An 18,575-nucleotide genomic window follows, 5' to 3' on the forward strand; every position below is an offset into this window, starting at 1 on the left:
CGCTGGCGGAGCTGGAGGCCCTGGTGCCCGTGCCCTGGAACCCGCACCCCATGACCGAGCTGATCGCCGCCTATCGCAATGCCGGCTTCGAGGCCCTTGCCGACGGGGTGATGGCCTTCTTCGAGCGCCGCGCCGACCTGCACCGTCCCGGCATCGCCTTCGGACCGGATGGTGAGGGCGGCGAACCCGCCAAGCTCTCCACCGACATCAGCCTGGTGGCGATCGACCGCAGCGACCCGGAGGCCTTCGCCCTGGCCGAGGTGATCCTGCGAGGCGTGAACGCGGCCCTGGAGCGGTATCTGCAGGAGCGGCCGTTGCTGCGCGACTGCTGCCCGCACCAGAGCCTGTTCGTGAACCCGATCTTCAACCTGCAGCGCTACGCCCCGGGGGAGGGGTTCCGGCGCTGGCACTGCGACTGGACCCTCAGCGACGAGGCCACCGAGCCCCAAGCCCGCGTGCTGGCCTGGATTCTCTACTGCAACAGCCTGCCCGAGGGCGGCACCGAGTTCCACTGGCAGCACCACCATGAGCAGGCCGAGCGGGGCAAGCTGCTGATCTTCCCGGCGGGCGTGTCGCACATCCACCGCGGTCGCGTGAGCCAGGAGCACAGCAAGACCATCGCCACCGGCTGGATCAATGCCGGCACCCTGGAGGGCTACCTGAAGCGGCTGGCGGCCTGACCGGAGCGCAGTCCGGCGGCAACGGCAGAGCCCGGCTGCCCAGCGACGGATCCTGATGCCCATACGCCGATCCTGAAGCTGCCCGGTTGCTTGCCGGCCTGCCGCGCTACTTTTCTGGCGTTGAGAAATCGGCTCGCCGCTCATGCTGGCTGTCATGGTTGTTCAGGGTCCGCTGGCACTTATTCCGCTTGAGGCGATTTCAGCGCTGCTGATTCCCTTCCTGTTCAAGCTGGTGGGCGCGGTCGCCCTCTGGATCGTGGGCGGCTGGCTGATTCAGATCGCCCTGCGGGTGATCCGCCGGATCCTCAACCGCGGCACCCTCGACGTCACGGTGATCGGCTACCTGATCAACATCCTCGGCGCTCTGCTGCGGGTGGTGCTGGTGGTGGCCATCCTCGGTTTCTTCGGCATTCAGACCGCCAGCTTCGCCGCCCTGCTGGCCGGTGCCGGCGTGGCGATCGGCGCGGCCTGGAGCGGGCTGCTGGGCAACTTCGCCGCCGGCGTGTTCCTGCAGATCTTCAGGCCCATCAATGTGGGCGACTACATCCGCGCCGGCGGCGTGGAGGGCACCGTGGATGAGGTGGGCATGTTCGTCACCGCGATCACCTCGCCCGACAACGTGCGCCACTTCGTGGGCAACGCCAAGCTGTTCGGCGACAACATCGTCAACTACTCCACCAAGCCCTATCGCCGCGTGGAACTCGTGGCTCAGCTGGACAATTCCGCCGACGTGGGCCGGGCCATCGATCTGCTGCGGGAGGGTCTGCGCAGTGTGCCCAATCAGTACGAAGGCATGGCGGGAGATGTGGAGGTGCTGGAGTTCACCGAACGCGGCCCCAAGCTGGCGGTGCGCCCCTACACGCACACCAGCAACTACTGGCAGGTGTATTTCGACACCAACCGGATGATTGTGGATGTGCTCGGGCGCGCCGGTTTCCCCGTGCCCCGCATCCCTGTGGCGATGCAGGGAGGCTCGACCAACTGATCGGCGGCCGGGGTCGCCCTCAGGCTGTCGGCACGATCAGATCCTCGAGGGACCGCTGCAGATCGGCCGTGAGTCGGGCCACACAGCCGCGGCGGTCCTGCCGGTAGCCCTCCAGCCGCTCCTCCACGCGGATCGGTTCGCCGATGCTGATCAGCACGTGTCTCGGCCCCAGCAGGGGTCTGCGGGCCGGGTTCCCCCCNAGCAGGCGGCACTGGGTGTCCCAGAGCAGCAGCAGGGTGTCGGCGAAGCGATCCTGGCTGGGCTGCTCCCGCACGTAGCTGCCGCTCACCGCCGTGAAGGTCTCCACCAGCCGCATGTGCCAGAGCCGCCGTTCGGTCTCCTCCGCCAGCCGGTCGGCCAGGCCCCGCTGCAGGGGGCAGCGCTCCTCCCCGTCGCCGACCGGCGGGTAGAGGCGCTCCCAGGCGGCCTGCTCCAGCCGCCGGCAGCGCTCGCCGAGGTTGCCCGAGGGCCGGATCCCGAACGACTCCTCCACCACCTCCAGCGCCGTGGTCAGCAGCCGTTGCAGCCGCTCGCTCAGCTCCGGCAGCTCCGGCAGCTCCGGCACCTCCGGCAGAGAGCGCTGGTAGGCGCGGCTGTAGAAGTGCTCCATCAGCGTCAGCATCCGCTCGGACTCAGCCAGCAGCCGTGTGTAGAGGAGGTCGGGCTGCAGGCTGCGGTCGACGGCTGCAGCCATCCCGGCGTCCCTCTCCAGCCGGCTCAGCAGCTGCTCGATCGCCTCCCAGACCGGAAGGCTCCAGGTGTACTGAAGGCCGATCGGCAGCACCGTCATCGCTTCGCTGCGTCCCGCCTTGCGCAGATCCTCAGCGGTCCAGAAGGCCAGCTGGGCGATGCCCGGCTCCAGCGGGCTCACCAGCTCGTTGTGGCCGTTGGTGGCCCCCTCCGGTGCCGCGGCGAACGGGTGGCAGCCATGCAGCAGCAGTTCGCGGGCCGAGCGCAGCCCCGCCGTATCGAGCCGGCCGCGCAGGATCGAACTGCCTCCCAGCCGCTGCAGCAGCCAGCCCACCGGCGCGCCGGCCCAGAGGGGGATGCCCCGGTCGTAGAGGAAGAAGCTGTGGGGCGTCCGCCGCAGGGGCAGCCCCAGTCGCCGGCCCTGGCGCGGCAGTTCACGCCACAGCAGCGCCGCCAGGCAGAGCGGATCGCTGCTGCTGGGATGGCGGAAGGCCAGCAGCAGCCGGCTCTCGCCGGTTTCGAAGGCCTGCATCGCCCGCACCAGCCGCTCGCCATGCCGCACCGTGAGCTCGCGGATGCGGCTGCGCCGGCTCAGCCACAGCGGCAGCACCAGTCGGGCCAGGGCCAGCACCCGTCCATCGAGGCGGGGCGGCAGGAAGTCCAGGGGCGGGGCGGCAGGCATCCGTGCGGCGGCGGTCAGCCGGTTCGAGCGAACCCTGGCATGGGAATGCCCCTGACGCTCCGGCGCCCGCCATTGGGCCCCTGACGCTCGAGTCGGCCTCAGCGGAGCCGCAGCGGCTCGATCGCCACGCTCCCCTCGCGGGCCACCCCCAGGCGCAGCGGTCGTGGGGCGCCCCGTTCCGGCAGGGTCACCTCCACCCAGAGCCGCTCGCCTGCGGGCCGCAGCGAGGGATCCGGCACCTGTGGAGGCAGAAAGAAAGCCAGCGGCTGGCGCAGCTGGGCCACCGCCTCACCCCGATCCGGCAGGATCAAGGCCGGCAGCGGCTCAGTGGAGCCGGGCAGGGCTCGAGCAGGGTCGATCGCCTGCACCAGCCCGTTTCGCGCCACCAGCCGCACGCTGGTGGAGGTGCTCAGCGCCAGGGCCGGTGCCGGAACACGCAGCCCCAGCTGGATGTAGCGGCCCCGGATCGGCAGGTTCGGATCCACCGGCGCGGTCAGCCCCCAGCCGTGGGGCCGGCTGAGCCGCTCCAGCAGCATCTGGCCGCCGAGCAGCAGCAGCAGGCCGGCCTGCACGGCAGCCAGCAGAAGGCCGGCCCGGCGCGGCTGGCGCCGCAACCGCTGCAGCAGGAGCCCTGGGCGATTGCCGCTCATCGCCCGGCTCCGCTGACCGCGGTTCCGTCGCCGCGGATGCGGCCCACCAGGCGGCGGCGCCATCGCTCCAGCAGCCAGCCGCCCAGCAGGAACGCCACCCCCAGCCCTACCAGGCTGGCGGAGCGATCCAGCCTGGCCATCACCTCGGAGAAATAGAAGCTGATCAGGCTGAGCGCCACCACCACCGCACCGAGGTTGACGCGCTCCGGCCGGCCGTCCCGGCTGCCCCACAGCGCCAGCAGCACCCCGCCGACCGCCCACCACGCGAAGCTCAGCGGCTGCCCGCTCGGAACGATCCGAGCGATGAGCAGCCAGGCGATCGCTACCAGCAGCGGCCAGGCCTCACGGCGACGCAGCCGCCAGCCGAGCAGCAGCGGGCCGCCCAGGGCCGTCGCCCAGCCGATCGCCATCACAGCGGGCGGCAGCTGGGCGATCGCATCGTGGTCGACGGCGCTGACCAGGCCCCAGGCCACCGCCATCGGAAACAGCCCCAGGCCACCGACCCATAGCAGCACCTGGCGCGCCGGGCTGGTGGTGGGTCCGCAGGGGGCGCCCAGGTAGGCCAGAGACAGCAGCAGCAGCCCGGCCGTCAGCACCAGCCCCGCCGCCGGCAGTGCCTCCAGCCGGCCGCCGCTGACCCTCTCGCCGAGCACCAGCCACTCGCCGCAGAGCCAGGCCGGCATGGTGAGCAGCGCCAGCATCAGCTGCGGCCACTGGCGCAGCAGCCACCAGCCGGCGCTGGCGCCCAGGCCCCAGAGCAGCAGCCCGGCAGGCCAGTGGGCCTGGATGTGAAAGATCTGGCCGCTCAGGAAGATGCCGGCCCCCAGGGCCACCGACCCCACCGCGTGCAGGGCCGTGGTCAGCGACGGCAGGCCCGGTGCGGCGGCGGCGGCCAGGGCATGGAGACCGATCACGGCGCTCAGCACCAGGGCATAGCGGCTGCCGGGTGCGAGTCCGTCCCAGTGCGCCGACACAAACAGCAGCAGCCCGGCCGCCAGCAGCACGGCGCCAAGGCTGAGGGCCAGGCGCACCGGCAGGCCCAGCGGGGCGCTTGCAGGCTGGCCAGCCTCCCAGCCCGCGATCGCCTCGGCGGTGGCCGCGTCGATCAGGCCGGCCTCCCTCCAGCGCCGTAACTGCTCGCTCAGGGGGAGGGCCATATCCCTGCTTAGCTGCGCCGCTGCCCTTTGAGAGCATGGGGACCCCAGACCGCTCTGCCGCTGTGTCCGAAACAGTCGCCGCCACCGCAGTTCCCGAGGCGGCTCTGCCCAAGACCTACGACCCGGCGGGCACCGAAGCCCGCTGGCAACGGGCCTGGGAGAGCAGCGGCGCCTTCCACCCCGACCCCGACGCTCCCGGCGAGCCGTTCGCGGTGGTGATCCCGCCGCCGAACGTGACCGGCAGCCTGCACATGGGCCACGGCTTCGAGGCGGCCCTGATCGACGCGATCGTGCGCTTCCAGCGCCTGCGGGGCCGCAACGTGCTGTGCCTGCCCGGCACCGACCACGCCTCGATCGCCGTGCAGACGTTGCTGGAGAAGCAGCTCAAGGCGGAGGGCACCAGCCGGCACGCGCTTGGGCGCGAGGCGTTCCTGGAGCGGGCCTGGCAGTGGAAGGCGCACAGTGAGGGCACGATCAAGGGCCAGCTCCGCCGCCTGGGATATTCGCTGGACTGGCAGCGGGAGCGCTTCACCCTCGATGCCGGCTGCAGCGCCGCGGTGGTGGAGGCCTTCAACCGGCTCCATGAGCAGGGGCTGATCTACCGGGGCGAATACCTGGTCAACTGGTGTCCGGCCTCCGGTTCGGCCGTGAGCGATCTGGAGGTGGAGATGAAGGAGGTGGACGGCCACCTCTGGCACTTCCGCTATCCGCTCAGCGAGGGGCCCGCCGCCGACGGGCGCACCCACCTGGAGGTGGCCACCACCCGGCCCGAGACCCTGCTGGGGGATACCGCCGTTGCGGTGAATCCCGCCGATCCCCGCTACGCCGCCCTGGTGGGGCAGACCCTCAGCCTGCCGCTGGTGGGGCGGCGGATCCCGATCGTCGCCGACGACCACGTCGATCCGGCGTTCGGCACCGGCTGCGTCAAGGTGACCCCCGCCCACGACCCCAACGACTTCGCCATCGGCCAGCGCCATGACCTGCCGCTCGTCACGGTGATGGCCAGGGACGGCACGATGAACGAAGCGGCAGGGCGCTTCGCCGGCCTAGATCGCTTCGAGGCCCGCAAGGCGGTGGTGGCGGCCATGGAGGAGGGCGGCTTCCTGGTCAAGGTGGAGCCCTACCGCCACAGCGTGCCGTTCTCCGATCGCGGCAAGGTGCCCGTGGAGCCGCTGCTCTCCACCCAGTGGTTCGTGCGCGCCGAGCCCCTGGCGGCCCGCTGCCGCGAGGCGCTGGATCAGCTCCAGCCCCGCTTCGTGCCGGAGCGCTGGGCCAAGGTCTACCGCGACTGGCTCACCGACATCCGCGACTGGTGCATCTCGCGCCAGCTGTGGTGGGGCCATCGCATCCCCGCCTGGTTCGTGGTGAGCGAGACCGGTGGGGCGATCACCGACAGCACGCCCTACGTGGTGGCTCGCGATGAAGCGGAAGCCCGCACCAAGGCCGAGGCCCAATTTGGTGGTGGCACCCATGCCCACCCCCTGGTGCTCGAGCAGGATCCCGATGCCCTCGACACCTGGTTCTCGAGCGGTCTCTGGCCCTTCTCCACCCTCGGCTGGCCGGATGAGCACGCCGCCGATCTGCAGCGCTGGTATCCCACCAGCGTGCTGGTGACGGGCTTCGACATCATCTTCTTCTGGGTGGCCCGGATGACGATGATGGCCGGCGCNNTGCTGGGTGAGCGCGACGGTGACCCGGCGGCCTGGATCCCCTTCCGCGATGTGTACATCCACGGCCTGGTGCGCGATGAGAACAACCGCAAGATGAGCAAGAGCGCCGGCAACGGCATCGATCCGCTGCTGCTGATCGATCGCTACGGCGCCGATGCGCTCCGCTTCGCCCTGGTGCGCGAGGTGGCCGGCGCCGGTCAGGACATCCGCCTCGACTACGACCGCCAGGCCGAGACCTCCGCCACCGTGGAGGCCTCGCGCAACTTCGCCAACAAGCTCTGGAATGCCACCCGTTTCGCCCTGATCAATCTGGGCGGCGAGACTCCGGAGAGCTGGGTGCACCCGATCGGCGGCGCTCCAGCTGGCCGACCGCTGGATCCTCTCCAGGCTGGCGCGGGTGAACCGCGACACGGCGGAGCGCTACGGCAGCTACGGACTGGGCGAAGCGGCCAAGGGCCTCTACGAATTCGCCTGGAACGAGGTGTGCGACTGGTATCTGGAGCTGATCAAGCGGCGGCTGAATCCGGGCGCGACTCCCGCTCCGGCCGCCCTGGCCGATCAGCGCACCGCCCGCCAGGTGCTGGCCAAGCTGCTCAGTGAGTTGCTGGTGATGCTGCACCCGCTGATGCCCCACCTGAGCGAGGAGATCTGGCATGCCCTGACCGGTGCGTCGGAGCATGTGTTCCTGGCTCTTCAGAGCTGGCCGGCGGTCGACGTCGCCGCCCTCGATGATGACCTCGAAGCGTCATTCACCGACCTGATCGAGGCCATCCGGGTGGTGCGCAACCTGCGGGCCGTGGCTGGTCTCAAGCCCAGCCAGAGCGTGCCGGTGCGCTTTGTCACCGGTCGCGCTGCCCTGGCCTCGGTGCTCCGCGCCGCCAGTGCCGACATCACCGCTCTGACCCGCGCCGACTCCCTGGAGGTGCTCGATCCGGCGGCGGCGGAGGCAGCCCCGNCAGCCCCGGCCGCCAGGGCCCTGGCCGGGTGAGCGGGAGCTTCAGGTGCTGTTGCCGATCGAGGGACTGGTCGACCTCGACGCCCTGCGCGCCCGGCTGGAGAAGGACATCGCCAAAGCCGAGAAGGAGATCAGGGGCCTGGCCGCCCGCCTCGCCAATCCCAGCTTTGCGGACAAAGCCCCGCCGGAGGTGGTGGCCGAGTGCCGCGCCAACCTTGCGGACGCGGAGGCCCAGGCTGCGCTCGCACGGCGGCGACTGCAGGATCTCGCCTGATCTGCAGCGCCGGACAGTTGGGAGGGGGCTCGGTTGAGGCTACTTTCGCCAGCGCCTGTGCACCCACCACCACTGATCGGGGTGTCGCAGCACCAGTCGTTCCAGGCTGGCATTGAACAGGCGCGTGTTGAGAAGGATCTCCTCCTTGGCATTGGGGGCTTCAACCAGGTGCAAGGGTTCTTCAAAACGAACGACATGGTTGCCGTTCTCGTCTCGCCAGCTCGACGCTGGAAAGACGGGTGCCCCGGACGTGAGGGCAATCAGGGCCAGGCTGCGGAAGGATTTCGTGGGATATCCGAAGAAGTCAACCTTGATGCTGCCCTTCCCGGTGGCGAACTGGTCGAAGGGAAAGACCAGGGCATTGCCGGCCTCAAGGCAGTCGAGGATGGCCTCAATGGAGCCTCGCTTGGGGAGGCTGCTGAAGCCGGAGCGTTCGAAATGTTTGCCGATCAGTGAATCAANCCATTGGGGTTGCAGCGGTCTGCGTACGAAGTAGAAGCGGCCTCTGGCTTCGGGAAAGCTGGCGGATCCTGCAGCAATCGCCGTAGCGAAGTTGCCGAAATGACCTGTGAGAATGATCGCGCCCTGACCCTTGCTGAGGGTGTTGATGATAAGGTCGGCATTCTCCACCCGTGCCCGGGCCTCCCGCTGGGCTCTTGACAGAAACTGGAACTGGACGAACTCCAGGCCCATGCGAACGAAATGGGCATAATGGGCCTGTGCGATCGCCGTGATTTCCTTGGCGGTCAGGGTGTTGCCATAGACCCGCCGAAGGTTGGCCAGGATCAGCCGGCGTCTGATCGGCAGCAGCCGATAGATCAGTTTCCCGATCAGAGGAGCTTCAAAGTCTTTCCTGATCGCAATGGCCATGGCCATGGCCTGGCTATGGGTATGACTCAGGCTGATCGAGATGTCTTCGATACCGTGGAGATCGAGGAGCGCCCTTGCTTTCGGTGACAGGGTGATGAAGGGGGCTCCATAGGCATCGTTGTCGACGGAAAAGTCAGAACAATCAATGGCGGCAGTCGCTGTTTCGCCTGGAAACAACTTCAGGCATGCTTCCTTGGCCGCAAAACGAGCCGCCAGCCTTGCGTAACGAGTCTTGGTGATGCCGGCAGTCGTGATCTCCCGTTCGCTGAAGATGCGCTGGAGATCATCCCTGGATGCGTTGTCGATCAGTTGCTGAACCTGATTGATGTCAACGAGATCAACTCCGCATCGGTATCTTGTGGTCATCACACGGATTTGGTTGCGCTTTTCCCTCTGACGATCAAAGCAGTGTTCTGGCCGCCGAATCCACGCGACAGGATCAATGCCGTATCCGCGATCGGCTGCATTGCAGTCGTCGCGATCCGAAGGTCCTGCAGCGCGGGATCAACCGCTTTCAGGGAAGCGATGCCGGGCATGATCCCCCGTTCGAGTGCCGTGAGGGCGAGCACCGTATCGATGCTTCCCGAGGCCGACAGAGGGTGTCCGAAGGCCCACTTGAAGCAGGTGATGGGCGGCGTGCTCGCTCCAAAGACTGTGCGAATCGCAACGCCTTCCGAGTGGTCGGATGTTTTGGTGCCGTTGCCATGGCACACGATCATGCCGATCTGTCGAGCCTCAAGGCCAGCCTCTTCCAGCGCCAGATGGATGGCCCGCGCGATGCCATCGCCATCCAGTCTCACGGGCAGCAACCCGTGCGCCTCGGAACTGCATCCCTTGCCAAGAATGGTGCCATGGATCGGCGCTGAGCGCTCTGCTGCTGCCTGCTCGGTCTCCAGCACCAGTGCCGCTCCCCCTTCGCCAAGAAGGCTTCCGGATCGATGGGCATCAAAGGGGCTGAGAGTGGCTTCCGTGAGCAGTCCTGCCTTCTGGTAGTAGAGAATCGTCTGGGCTTCGACTGGGGCTTCATGGCCTACAGCAACGGCGCGGTCGGCATCACCGATGCGCAACCCTTCAAAGGCTTCAATGACGGCCAGTGATCCACTAGTGCCGTGGTTGGTGATGCAGGCGTTGGCCCCTTTCAGATTGTTTCTGATACCGACGTGACAAACAACGTTGTTGGGAAGATTCCTAAGCAGCCACATCGGATTGACGCTTTCGCTCAGCTTTTCGCCAAAANACCGAAGATTTTCGTTGGCTTCCGCGATCAAAGGCAGAAAATCATACTGTGTATCGTAGTGTCCTGCGCTGGTCCCTGCATACACTCCGAATCGTTCAGCAAACGATTCCTCGGCGCTGCCATCCAGCGTGGTGCGATAGTCGCTGATCCCGGCTGACTGAAGAGCTTGCTCGGCGGCATAGATCCCGATCATGTCGGTCTTCTTGATCAGCTTCAAAAGCTTTCGATCATCGATCAGCTGTCTGGGGGTGAGGCCGATGACGCCTCCTGCACGACAAGGCCAGCGCTCGATGTCCCATCCTTGAATCTCCGAGATTGAAACTTCGCCCTTGAGTAACGAATCGAAGATTTCGTTGGGGTTATTGCCGGATGCACAGATCGCACTCAATCCAGTGATGGCGATGTTGCGATGAGGGCTCATCTGTGGTCATCCTCCGCTCTGCGAAAGACCAGGCAGCTGTTGGAGCCACCGAAGCCAAGTGAGTTGGACATGGCAACATGAAGATCTCTCTTGATTGCCTGACCACAAACAAAATTAAGATCGCATTCGGGATCCCGCTGGTTGAGGTTGGCGTTGATCGGGATTGTTCTGTGATGAAGCGCCAAGGCGCAAACTGCAGCTTCCACCGCACCGGCTGCAGCAATCAGATGTCCCATTGTGCTCTTTGTTGAGCTGACGGCTACATTCGCAACATGATCACCAAACACAACATGCGCTGCGGCTGCCTCGCTGCGATCGTTCATGGGAGTCGATGTGCCGTGCGCGTTCAGATAATCAACCTCGTCAGGTCTGAGCCGAGCACACTCCAAGGCTTGTTGCATGGCCTGGATCGGTCCATCTCCCGATGGGTGTGAATCGGTGATTCGATAACTGGAGAGCGAATTGCCCTCTCCAGCCAGTTCTGAGTAGATTGTGGCTCCTCTTTTCAGCGCTGTCTCCCACTCTTCCAGCACTAGAAAACCGGCCCCTTCGCCCAGAACAAATCCATTGCGGGTCGCATCAAAAGGCCGACTGGCCTGTTGTGGAGAATCGTTGTCGTCTGAAACGGCATTCAGAAGACAGAATCCTGACAGCCCCAGCGGGCTGATCATGGAATCAAACCCTCCGGCAAGCACCCAATCACAGTCTCCACGTCGAATCAGCTTCAAGCCCGTTCCCACAGCCTGACCTCCGGATGCGCAGGCCGTGTGCACAGATGTGGTGTAACCCTCGATCCCATAGCGTTGTGCCAGAAGCGATACTCCCTGAGCTGCCTGGCTTCTGCAGAAGGCGATCGGATCTGACCCGATCCAACTGTCGAGCAGGAGATCGGTATCCAGCTCTCCGTCGCGCGTGGCCTCCCGTTGCAGAGCTTCCAGTTCGTCATAAGGCACGCTGACCATGCCTGTGCCCACAGCGCAGCCCCAGCGGTGGGCATGGGCCGGCTCCGGACGGATGCCGGCATCGCGCATGGCTTCTTCAGCGGCAGCCAATGCAAACAGATGGGCCCGGCCTGCAGCTTTCGTCACACGCCGATGACCAGTCAGGTTCAGATAAGCGTCACCCTTGACTTCGGCGGCAATCCTCACAGGAAATCCGCTCGCATCAAACAGCGTGATCGGTGCCACTCCACTGCGAGCATCCACCAATGACTGCCAGGTTTCGACCACGCCCGTGCCAACAGGCGTAACAAGTCCGATGCCTGTAATGGCAACACGACGACGTCGATCGCTCATCTCTTTCCCTCCATGACCACCGCCTTGGTGGCGAGCTCGGCTACTGCCGAGGCAACCAACTTGTCGCCGACTCGGGCGCTGAGCTTGATCTCCTTGAAGGCCGTCTCAGGACCAAGACCTTCGGCTCTCAGCCTGACGCGATCACCGGGAGCGATCCATGAGCGTACCTTCACGCGTCGGATGGCGGCAATCGTTGGCCTGGGTGAATCCGATCCCTGGTCAGTGCGATTGATCTGCTCCGCGACCAATGCGGAGAGCGCGTGCATCAGCAACGTTGCCGGAAACACCGGCTTTTTCGGAAAGTGATCGTCGAAGAAATCAGCTTGATCAGGAATGATGAGATCGCTTTCCACAATTCCGCTGGAATCTGCTTCCAGATGGGTCGGCATGATGGCAGGCAGCTGCATCAGCCGGCTCTCCTTGGCTCCAGTCGTCTTGAGCAGCTGGAATTGCTGTTCAAGGCTCCTGGGATCGTCGAATTCTTCCTGAGGCAGCATCGCACCTGAACAATCCATCAGCTCAAGCACCAGCCTCTCGCCGACACGTGCAGAACCTGAGTACGACACGGCATCGGTGTCGCAGGAATCAATGCGGACCTCCAGGTTCAGCAGTTCACCAGGCAGTCCATCAGAGAAGTATCGGGTTTGTCCGGCTAACGCTGCAACAGGCCTCCCGGCAAAGNCAATATGCGACATCGCATACCAGGCTGCCAGCTGGCCGATGGCCTCGGCGACCAACGACTGAGGAAAGCTGTTCAGATGGGCCGGGATCCTGAATGTTCCTTGGATGAAGCCGGGATCGCTGATCGATGTGATGCGATCCACGAAGGAGAATGCGCTGAACCGATGTGCCGTCACTGCACTGATTCACGGAGTGGATTCAGCCTGGTCACGCTGCGCACGGATCACGAGTTTGCAGAAGGTTTCGGGCGTAAACAGTCGCGGCACGTCAGCGACGTTGAGAGGCGACTTGAATCGCTCGGCCGGCACTTCGCTCAGATAGGCTTTCAATTGCTCGAGCCCAGCGCTCGTGACGACGCCGTTCTGCTCGAACTCACTCTCAGAGAGAGAGCCACGAGAGTCTTCAAGGATCTTGCCACGGGGAATCTTGACCTTGAAGGTCTTTTCGAGTCGGAAAACGATATCAAGAAAGTCGATCGACTCAGCATCCAGATCATCGATCAGAGAAGCTGTGAGGGTGATGTCCTCTGTTTCGCAGCCGAGTGCCTCCGCCATGGTCTCTGCGAGCTTGGGGAAGACGGCTGCAATCTCCTCTGCGGTGAAATCAGATTGGGTCATGGAGTTAGCTCATTTTGAAGCCGCCATCGACATGAAGCACCTGCCCAGTGATGTAATCGGACAGGCCTGAAGCGAAAAAGAGAACGGCGTTGGCGACATCCTCGGGTTGGCCAAAGCGGCCGAGGAGGATACGAGATTGTACCACATCGCCAGCCTGCTGTCTGATGGTTTCCGACATTTCGGTTTCGATCACGCCGGGAGCAACGCAATTCACCCTGATATTACGTGGCGCCAATTCCACCGCCAACGCTTTGGTAAGCGCGTTGATAGCGCCCTTGCTGGCTGCATAGTTGGTTTGACCACGCCCTCCTTTTTCGCCAGCAACAGAGCTGATATTGATGATCTTGCCCTTTCTTCTTGAGACCATGAAGGGAATCACAGGCCGCAATATGTTGAACACGCCAATGACATTGGTTGTGAGCACCTCCTCCACGTCCTCCTTGCTCAAAAGCCCAAGAATGTTGTCTCGAATGATGCCGGCGCTATTGACGAGAATATCGATTTTGTCGTTCTGCTCGGCAATCTCTTCGACGGCCTCTTCGCAAGCTGCGGCATCGCGCACATCAACTTGCTTTGCCTCGACATTCAGGCCAAGATCGGCTGCTTCTTTGAGCGTATGATCGGCCGCTACCTGATTGCTGCAATACAGGAAAGTCACCTTGGCACCTTGTGAGGCGAGCGTCAGCACAATCGACCGACCGATGCCTCGGCTGCCGCCGGTCACCACGGCTGTCTGATCCTGTAGCAGAGGTCCGGTGCTCATGGTCAGGGCAGCTTGTTGGGCCGTGGCTGATCGGCAATCCTCGCATTCGCTGAGCGGAGCTGCCAAGACAGTTCCACCAACGTTGAGGGTCACCGCCTCGCGAGGAGGCAGTCGATCCGTGCAGGATCAGCCGGAGATTGCAAATCCTCCATCGACGACCAGCGTGTGGCCGTTGATCATCTCCGCTTCGGGCAGGCAGAGCAGGTAGGCGGCATCGGCCACATGGTCGGGCAACAGGTTCTTCCCCGTGGGGTTTCTGTGGCTGAAGTTCTCCAGCAGTTCCTCCCGATTCGGGAAGTGGGACAGTGCATCGGTGTCGACGACGCCAGCGCTCACGGTATTCACACGGATGCCTTTCTGCCCGAGCTCCTGGGCCAGGCTGCGCACCAATGATTCCAGTGCCGCCTTGGAGGCGCCCACAAAGGCGTAGTCAGGAATCGCACGGCTGGCTCCAAGACTCGACAGCGCCAGGATGCGCCCTCCGTGGGGCATTCGCGGCACGGCTTCCTGGCTGAGCAGAAGCAGGGCAAGGGCATTGGTCTCCATGCACCACCGCCAGTGCTTGCGATTCATCTGCATCACCGGCTTCAGAACGCCGCTTGCAGCATTGCTGACCAGAATGTCGAGGTGGTCGAACTGTTCTGAAAAGCAGCTGAACATCTCTTTCACACTTTCAGGATCGCCAACGCTTCCTTGAATGGCTACGGCTTTCCTCCCGAGACTCTCAATCTGTTCGCACAGCGCCGATGCTTCCGCGTGACTGTTGTAGTAATTGATCGCGACGTCGCAGCCTGCGGTCGCCAATTTCAACGCAATCGCCCGCCCGATGCCCCTCGCCCCACCTGTCACGAACGCAACTTTCCCAGCCAGGCTCTGCATCATGGATCGTTTCTTTGCAGCCCTTCGGCTGTACCGGCAGATAGACGACCTAGAGTAGTTCATCGTTCCGTGTCGGCCCCCCGCCGCCGGTTGAGTGGAGGGGTTCTGAGTGTTACCCTGGTCTGAGGCGCTGGGCATGCTGCTGCCGCTGCTGCAGTCTCCCTGGGGTGCCGTGGCCTTCGTGCCGCTCTACGCGCTCTGGGTGACCCTGCTGCTGCCGGGGGTGTGGGCCTCGATGCTGGCCGGTGCCCTCTACGGCACTGCCTGGGGCAGCCTGATCGTGTTCGTGGGCGCTTGCCTGGGTGCCGAGGCGGCCTTTCTGCTGGGTCGCCACTGGTGGCGCGACTGGGCCCGGCGTCGCCTGGCCGCCGTGCCCAGGCTGCAGGCCGTGGAGCAGGCCGTGAGTCGTGAGGGGCTCAGGCTGGTGCTGCTTACGCGTCTGTCGCCGGCCTTCCCCTTCAGTCTGCTGAATCTGGCCTACGGCCTCAGTGAGGTGAGCCTGCGCGACTACACGATCGGCCTGATCGGCATCCTGCCGGGCACGATCCTGTTCTGCGGCCTCGGAGCCCTGGCCGGCGATGTGGCCCGCTTCGGCGAGGTGCTCTCCGGTGAGGCGGATGCCGGCACCTGGACTCTGCGGGTTTTGGGGGTGCTGGCCACGGTGGGGTCGGTGTGGCTGGCGGGAAGGGCGGCGCAGCGGGCGCTCACCCCTCCCGATGGCCCCTGAACGCTTCGCTGAGCTGACCTACAGGGTGGCGTAGAGGGTGGGATCGGCGTAGTCGCTGGCAAGATAGGCCGCACCGCTGCCGTTGTTGAGCAGGGCGCCGAAGTCGAGGAATTCCACAGAGTTGGAATCGAATTCGGCGCTCACGCCCAGCAGGACCCGGCTGGTGGGGCTCCGATCGGCGCTGATCACCTCCAGCCCTTCCGGAGAGCGGCTCACCTGCTGATAGGTGATGAAGTCGACGTCGTTGACGTTGGTGACGTCGTAAACCACCACCAGACCGCCCTGGGTGACAAGGTCAAGGCCGTTCGGATCGTCTTTATCGCCGGCAGTGGTGCGCTCCAGGGCCCCCACGGCGTAGCGGCGACCCTGATAGTCGAGCACGACCACCGATTCCGGCTCGACACCCTTGTCGTCGCTGCGGCCGTCGTCATAGATCCCGGCGAACTGGGCGATGTTCTGCAGGCTGGTGTTGTAGTCGGTGCCCTTGATGGTGTCGGTCATCCAGCTGTCCCAGAGCAGCTCGCCGGTGATGCCGTCGAACAGGCTGAGGCTGCGGGAGCCGAAGCTGACCGGGGTGCCGGTGCGGCTGCCGGATTCGAAGCTGAAGTCGTTGGTGGGGTCGGTGTCGGCCAGGTTGTTGCTGAGCACAAGAGCCTGGCCCTTCAGAGCATCATCTGCCGCGTTGTTGACGATCAGCTTGAGCCGATTCGGTACATTCGCGTAACCAAGGCTGCTGTCCCGGCGCTCGTCGAGGAAGGTCGCAGTNAAAATATCATTTTCATCGGTTACACCGTACTCCCGCGCATCACCCTCGTTGGCGGTGATGAAATAGACGTTACTCCCCTGCTCCCAGGCGGCGATGCCGTCGGCCATACGCAGGCCCAACACGTTCTGCTCATCAATGGGATTGAAGCCATTACTCGAAGCAGTTCCATTGGCAACCTCCTGATCCGTGAGATCAACAGACACCTGGCTGTAATCCACCCAGCCCAGACCGATGTAGGCCTCCACCTGGTTGGTGACCAGATTGATGCGGGCCACCGTGTTGNTTTTCCTGCAGGGTCACGAACAGGTAACCGCCGGCGGCGGACACGTATTCAGGCTCAGCGTCCTCGGCGAAGCAGGTGGTGACACCGCTGTTGCCGCTGAAGCGGATGCCGCTGCCCAGCAGCGCGACGCCAGAATTCAGCTCAGGGAGTATGACTTCAACTGCGGAAAAGGTCGGGGTCTTCCCTTCGCGGCTGATGTTGATGATCGATATGCTGCCCTCTGGATCAAAGCCGTAGTCGGTGTAGGGCTGTCCCTCATTGGCGATGTAGAGCTGGCTACCGTCGGCACTGAAGCGGATCGCATCGGTGAGATAGCCGGTGTTCACCTCGTCGAGATAGGTGAGCACGCCCGACGGAGACAGGCTGTAGAAGAGGATCTTGCTTCCGGGGGTGGTGCTGTTGTTGGGATCGTCGTAGTTCTCGGGAGTGGCGGCGATGGCGATCAGGTTGCCGAAGGTGGCCACCGAGGTGGTGAAGTAACCGCTCAGCTCCAGCTGCTTCACAAACTGGGGATTGGTNGGGTCGCTCCAGTCGGTGAGCGTAACCCGATCGCTGCCGCCGCTGGTGATGGTGTACAGCCTGTTGGCGAAGGAGACCGAAGCGCTGATCTCAGCCACCAGGCCGTCTTCGCCAGGTGCTTGCGCTTCTGGTTTTGCAAGGTAGGTGAGGTCGATGCGGCCAAGCCGGGCTTCGGCGGGCTCAGCTCCTCGGGGGCTGAACGGCTCGAGGATCGGCTGCAGGGGACCCTTGGACGGACTGGGGAAGCGGGCGGCCATGGCTGGTGGGGCACTGGCCGCAACGCTCTCATGCGCGATCTCGCCTCTCGTTATGAACAGATGAAGGCGTCTTGCCGATCACGCCGGCATGTGTTGTGGGCCTCTCAGGCCCTGACGTTCAGCCGTTCGGCTCGCCGATGTCGGGATTGGGAAGCCGCCAATCACGCAGAGCTGCGATCAGCACGAACCAGCCCAGCCTCAGGCGGGCCAGGGGGCCGGGCCGGGCCGCCAGCTCGGCGAACTTGGCACGACCGCATTCGGTTTTGATCCAGCGGAATACGGAGGGTGAGGGCGTCTTCATCGTTCCATCATGGCTGTTCCGTTTTCTCCTCGCTGTTGCTGGAAGACGCCTGATGTCAGTGAATACTTGTCCTGTGTGGCAGAGCACCAGTCAGAAGAGCGGATTGAAGCGGGAGCGATTCTGACGCTGAACGTGGTTGCCCTCGATCCTCAGATCCGTGGTCATGCGTGCTGCTGCGGTGCCCCCCGTCTGCTTCTCAGTAAGGTCTCCCTGAGGATCGCCAGCAGTTGTTCCTGCTCGCTTCGGGTTGCCTTGTCAAGACTCTGAATGCAGAGAAACCGGGGCTGCTCGCAGTCGCTGTCGATCTTGGGCAGGGCCTGGAAGATGTCCAGGCCTGCTGCATGGTGCTTGATCAGGGCTGATAGCGCGTCTGCCTTCACATGGCAGACCGTCTTGCCGCTTCCGCAAGGCACCAGCCTGCCCTGCTTCAGGCCGATGCACCAGGCCAAGGCCTGCACCAGGAATTGGCGATGGTGCCGGAATCGATAGCTTGCATTGCGTCTGAGAAGACCGGGATTCCTGGCGAAAAAATCCTCGATCACTGGTCGGTAGAGGGGATAGGGAGCGTGTTCAATGCTCAGAAACTCGTGGCGCAGGTTCGCTGTCAGTGCTGCCGTTCTGTTGGCATCATTAAAGCCAGGCCTGACCTTCCTGAAATGACTGGCGATGTCGAGCAGTTTCAGTTTTGCCCGATGGGCCGATCGAGAGTAGGGCCGGAGTCGCGCCAGGGGTCTTGGGACCCCTGGGGCCGCGAAGAAATCCGAGGGGAGCGTTGGCCTGAGGATGAAGAAGTCGTCATTCATGTAAAGGAAATGATCGGCCAGATCTGGTGTGCGGTGGATGAGTGACTCGATTGATCTGGAATTGAATGTGGGCGCCAGATCGATCAGATCCCCAAAAATCTCCGCGTGATCAACGATTGAGATCTTGTTCAGCTCTGATGCGCTGCAGCCGAGTTCGCTCAGGGCTTCCAGTTGAGGCCTCTGCTGATCCGTGATGACATGAATCCGCCGCACGAATGCCGCATTGATCAGGATCGATGCCAGGCAGTAGAGAATCTCGTTGTTATTGGCATACCTTGTGGAGCCGCGCAGCGTTGATCGCAGTTTGCTGGACTGTCTCTGCTGCTTCCAGAACTGATCTCGCTTGCGGTTGAGTTTCGGGTCATTGCCGTCGACCCAGGTCACGACAGCGTCAATATCAACATCTTGCATGC

Annotated in this window: 15 protein-coding genes and 1 pseudogene; 4 read left to right on the forward strand and 12 right to left on the reverse strand. The window is 64.1% G+C overall.

Annotation, left to right across the window (positions count from 1 at the left end; all coding sequences use genetic code 11):
• Window positions 1–50: 50 nt before the first annotated feature.
• Together SYNGFB01_RS03675 and SYNGFB01_RS03680 are read left to right on the forward strand one after the other, a co-directional pair.
• On the forward strand, window positions 51–680 hold the full coding sequence (locus SYNGFB01_RS03675) for a 2OG-Fe(II) oxygenase (protein ID WP_048016998.1): 630 nt from the start codon (window positions 51–53) through the stop codon (window positions 678–680).
• 154 nt (window positions 681–834) lie between these two features.
• Complete coding sequence (locus tag SYNGFB01_RS03680) at window positions 835–1,665, forward strand: mechanosensitive ion channel family protein (RefSeq protein WP_048016999.1); 831 nt, start codon at window positions 835–837, stop codon at window positions 1,663–1,665.
• A 19-nt stretch (window positions 1,666–1,684) separates the two neighbouring features.
• Here SYNGFB01_RS03680 and SYNGFB01_RS03685 read toward each other — a convergent pair whose 3' ends face one another.
• The 3 genes from SYNGFB01_RS03685 to SYNGFB01_RS03695 form a co-directional block, all read right to left on the reverse strand.
• Window positions 1,685–3,037, reverse strand: a complete 1,353-nt coding sequence (locus tag SYNGFB01_RS03685; protein ID WP_048016976.1) for a glycerol acyltransferase — start codon at window positions 3,035–3,037, stop codon at window positions 1,685–1,687.
• A 98-nt stretch (window positions 3,038–3,135) separates the two neighbouring features.
• Window positions 3,136–3,687 carry a hypothetical protein gene (locus tag SYNGFB01_RS03690; protein ID WP_048016977.1) on the reverse strand — a complete coding sequence of 184 codons (552 nt, stop codon included), beginning with the start codon at window positions 3,685–3,687 and terminating at the stop codon, window positions 3,136–3,138.
• Entirely contained in the window at window positions 3,684–4,844 is a 1,161-nt protein-coding gene (locus SYNGFB01_RS03695) for a DUF2157 domain-containing protein (RefSeq protein WP_048016978.1), read from the reverse strand. The genes SYNGFB01_RS03690 and SYNGFB01_RS03695 overlap by 4 nt, the downstream gene beginning before the upstream one ends.
• 35 nt (window positions 4,845–4,879) lie before the next feature.
• On the opposite strand from SYNGFB01_RS03695, the pseudogene SYNGFB01_RS03700 reads away from it, so the two are divergent.
• Window positions 4,880–7,743 (forward strand): annotated as a pseudogene (locus SYNGFB01_RS03700) (valine--tRNA ligase).
• Window positions 7,744–7,782: 39 nt separating this feature from the next.
• Here the strand turns inward: SYNGFB01_RS03700 and SYNGFB01_RS12370 are convergent.
• The 7 genes from SYNGFB01_RS12370 to fabL form a co-directional block, all read right to left on the reverse strand.
• Window positions 7,783–8,979 carry a 4'-phosphopantetheinyl transferase superfamily protein gene (locus SYNGFB01_RS12370; protein ID WP_053068310.1) on the reverse strand — a complete coding sequence of 399 codons (1,197 nt, stop codon included), beginning with the start codon at window positions 8,977–8,979 and terminating at the stop codon, window positions 7,783–7,785.
• Window positions 8,979–10,271: a beta-ketoacyl synthase gene (locus SYNGFB01_RS12960; RefSeq protein WP_048016979.1), complete on the reverse strand. Its 1,293-nt coding sequence runs from the start codon at window positions 10,269–10,271 to the stop codon at window positions 8,979–8,981. Before SYNGFB01_RS12960 ends, SYNGFB01_RS12370 begins: the two co-directional genes overlap by 1 nt.
• Entirely contained in the window at window positions 10,268–11,566 is a 1,299-nt protein-coding gene (locus tag SYNGFB01_RS12965; RefSeq protein WP_072061544.1) for a beta-ketoacyl synthase, read from the reverse strand. Before SYNGFB01_RS12965 ends, SYNGFB01_RS12960 begins: the two co-directional genes overlap by 4 nt.
• A complete protein-coding gene (locus tag SYNGFB01_RS03715) occupies window positions 11,563–12,390 on the reverse strand; it encodes a hypothetical protein (protein WP_152669506.1) in 828 nt (275 codons plus the stop codon). Before SYNGFB01_RS03715 ends, SYNGFB01_RS12965 begins: the two co-directional genes overlap by 4 nt.
• 42 nt (window positions 12,391–12,432) lie before the next feature.
• The gene (locus SYNGFB01_RS03720; protein WP_048016981.1) at window positions 12,433–12,864 is read right to left on the reverse strand and encodes an acyl carrier protein; all 432 of its coding nucleotides are present in this window, start codon (window positions 12,862–12,864) and stop codon (window positions 12,433–12,435) included.
• Between the two features lie 4 nt (window positions 12,865–12,868).
• Window positions 12,869–13,720 (reverse strand): 3-oxoacyl-ACP reductase FabG, encoded by an 852-nt coding sequence (gene fabG / locus SYNGFB01_RS03725; protein ID WP_200900052.1) that lies wholly within the window; start codon window positions 13,718–13,720, stop codon window positions 12,869–12,871.
• Window positions 13,721–13,753: 33 nt separating this feature from the next.
• A complete protein-coding gene (fabL, locus tag SYNGFB01_RS03730; RefSeq protein ID WP_161795844.1) occupies window positions 13,754–14,506 on the reverse strand; it encodes an enoyl-[acyl-carrier-protein] reductase FabL in 753 nt (250 codons plus the stop codon).
• Window positions 14,507–14,642: 136 nt separating this feature from the next.
• Between fabL and SYNGFB01_RS03735 the strand changes: the two genes are divergently transcribed.
• Window positions 14,643–15,233: a TVP38/TMEM64 family protein gene (locus tag SYNGFB01_RS03735; protein ID WP_048016984.1), complete on the forward strand. Its 591-nt coding sequence runs from the start codon at window positions 14,643–14,645 to the stop codon at window positions 15,231–15,233.
• 1,943 nt (window positions 15,234–17,176) lie between these two features.
• Here the strand turns inward: SYNGFB01_RS03735 and SYNGFB01_RS03750 are convergent.
• Both SYNGFB01_RS03750 and SYNGFB01_RS12380 read right to left on the reverse strand, forming a co-directional pair.
• Window positions 17,177–17,359 carry a hypothetical protein gene (locus tag SYNGFB01_RS03750; RefSeq protein WP_048016987.1) on the reverse strand — a complete coding sequence of 61 codons (183 nt, stop codon included), beginning with the start codon at window positions 17,357–17,359 and terminating at the stop codon, window positions 17,177–17,179.
• 161 nt (window positions 17,360–17,520) lie between these two features.
• Window positions 17,521–18,573, reverse strand: a complete 1,053-nt coding sequence (locus SYNGFB01_RS12380) for a stealth family protein (protein ID WP_072061545.1) — start codon at window positions 18,571–18,573, stop codon at window positions 17,521–17,523.
• Window positions 18,574–18,575 lie beyond the last annotated feature (2 nt).

This window comes from Synechococcus sp. GFB01 (assembly GCF_001039265.1).
Taxonomy (GTDB): domain Bacteria; phylum Cyanobacteriota; class Cyanobacteriia; order PCC-6307; family Cyanobiaceae; genus NIES-981.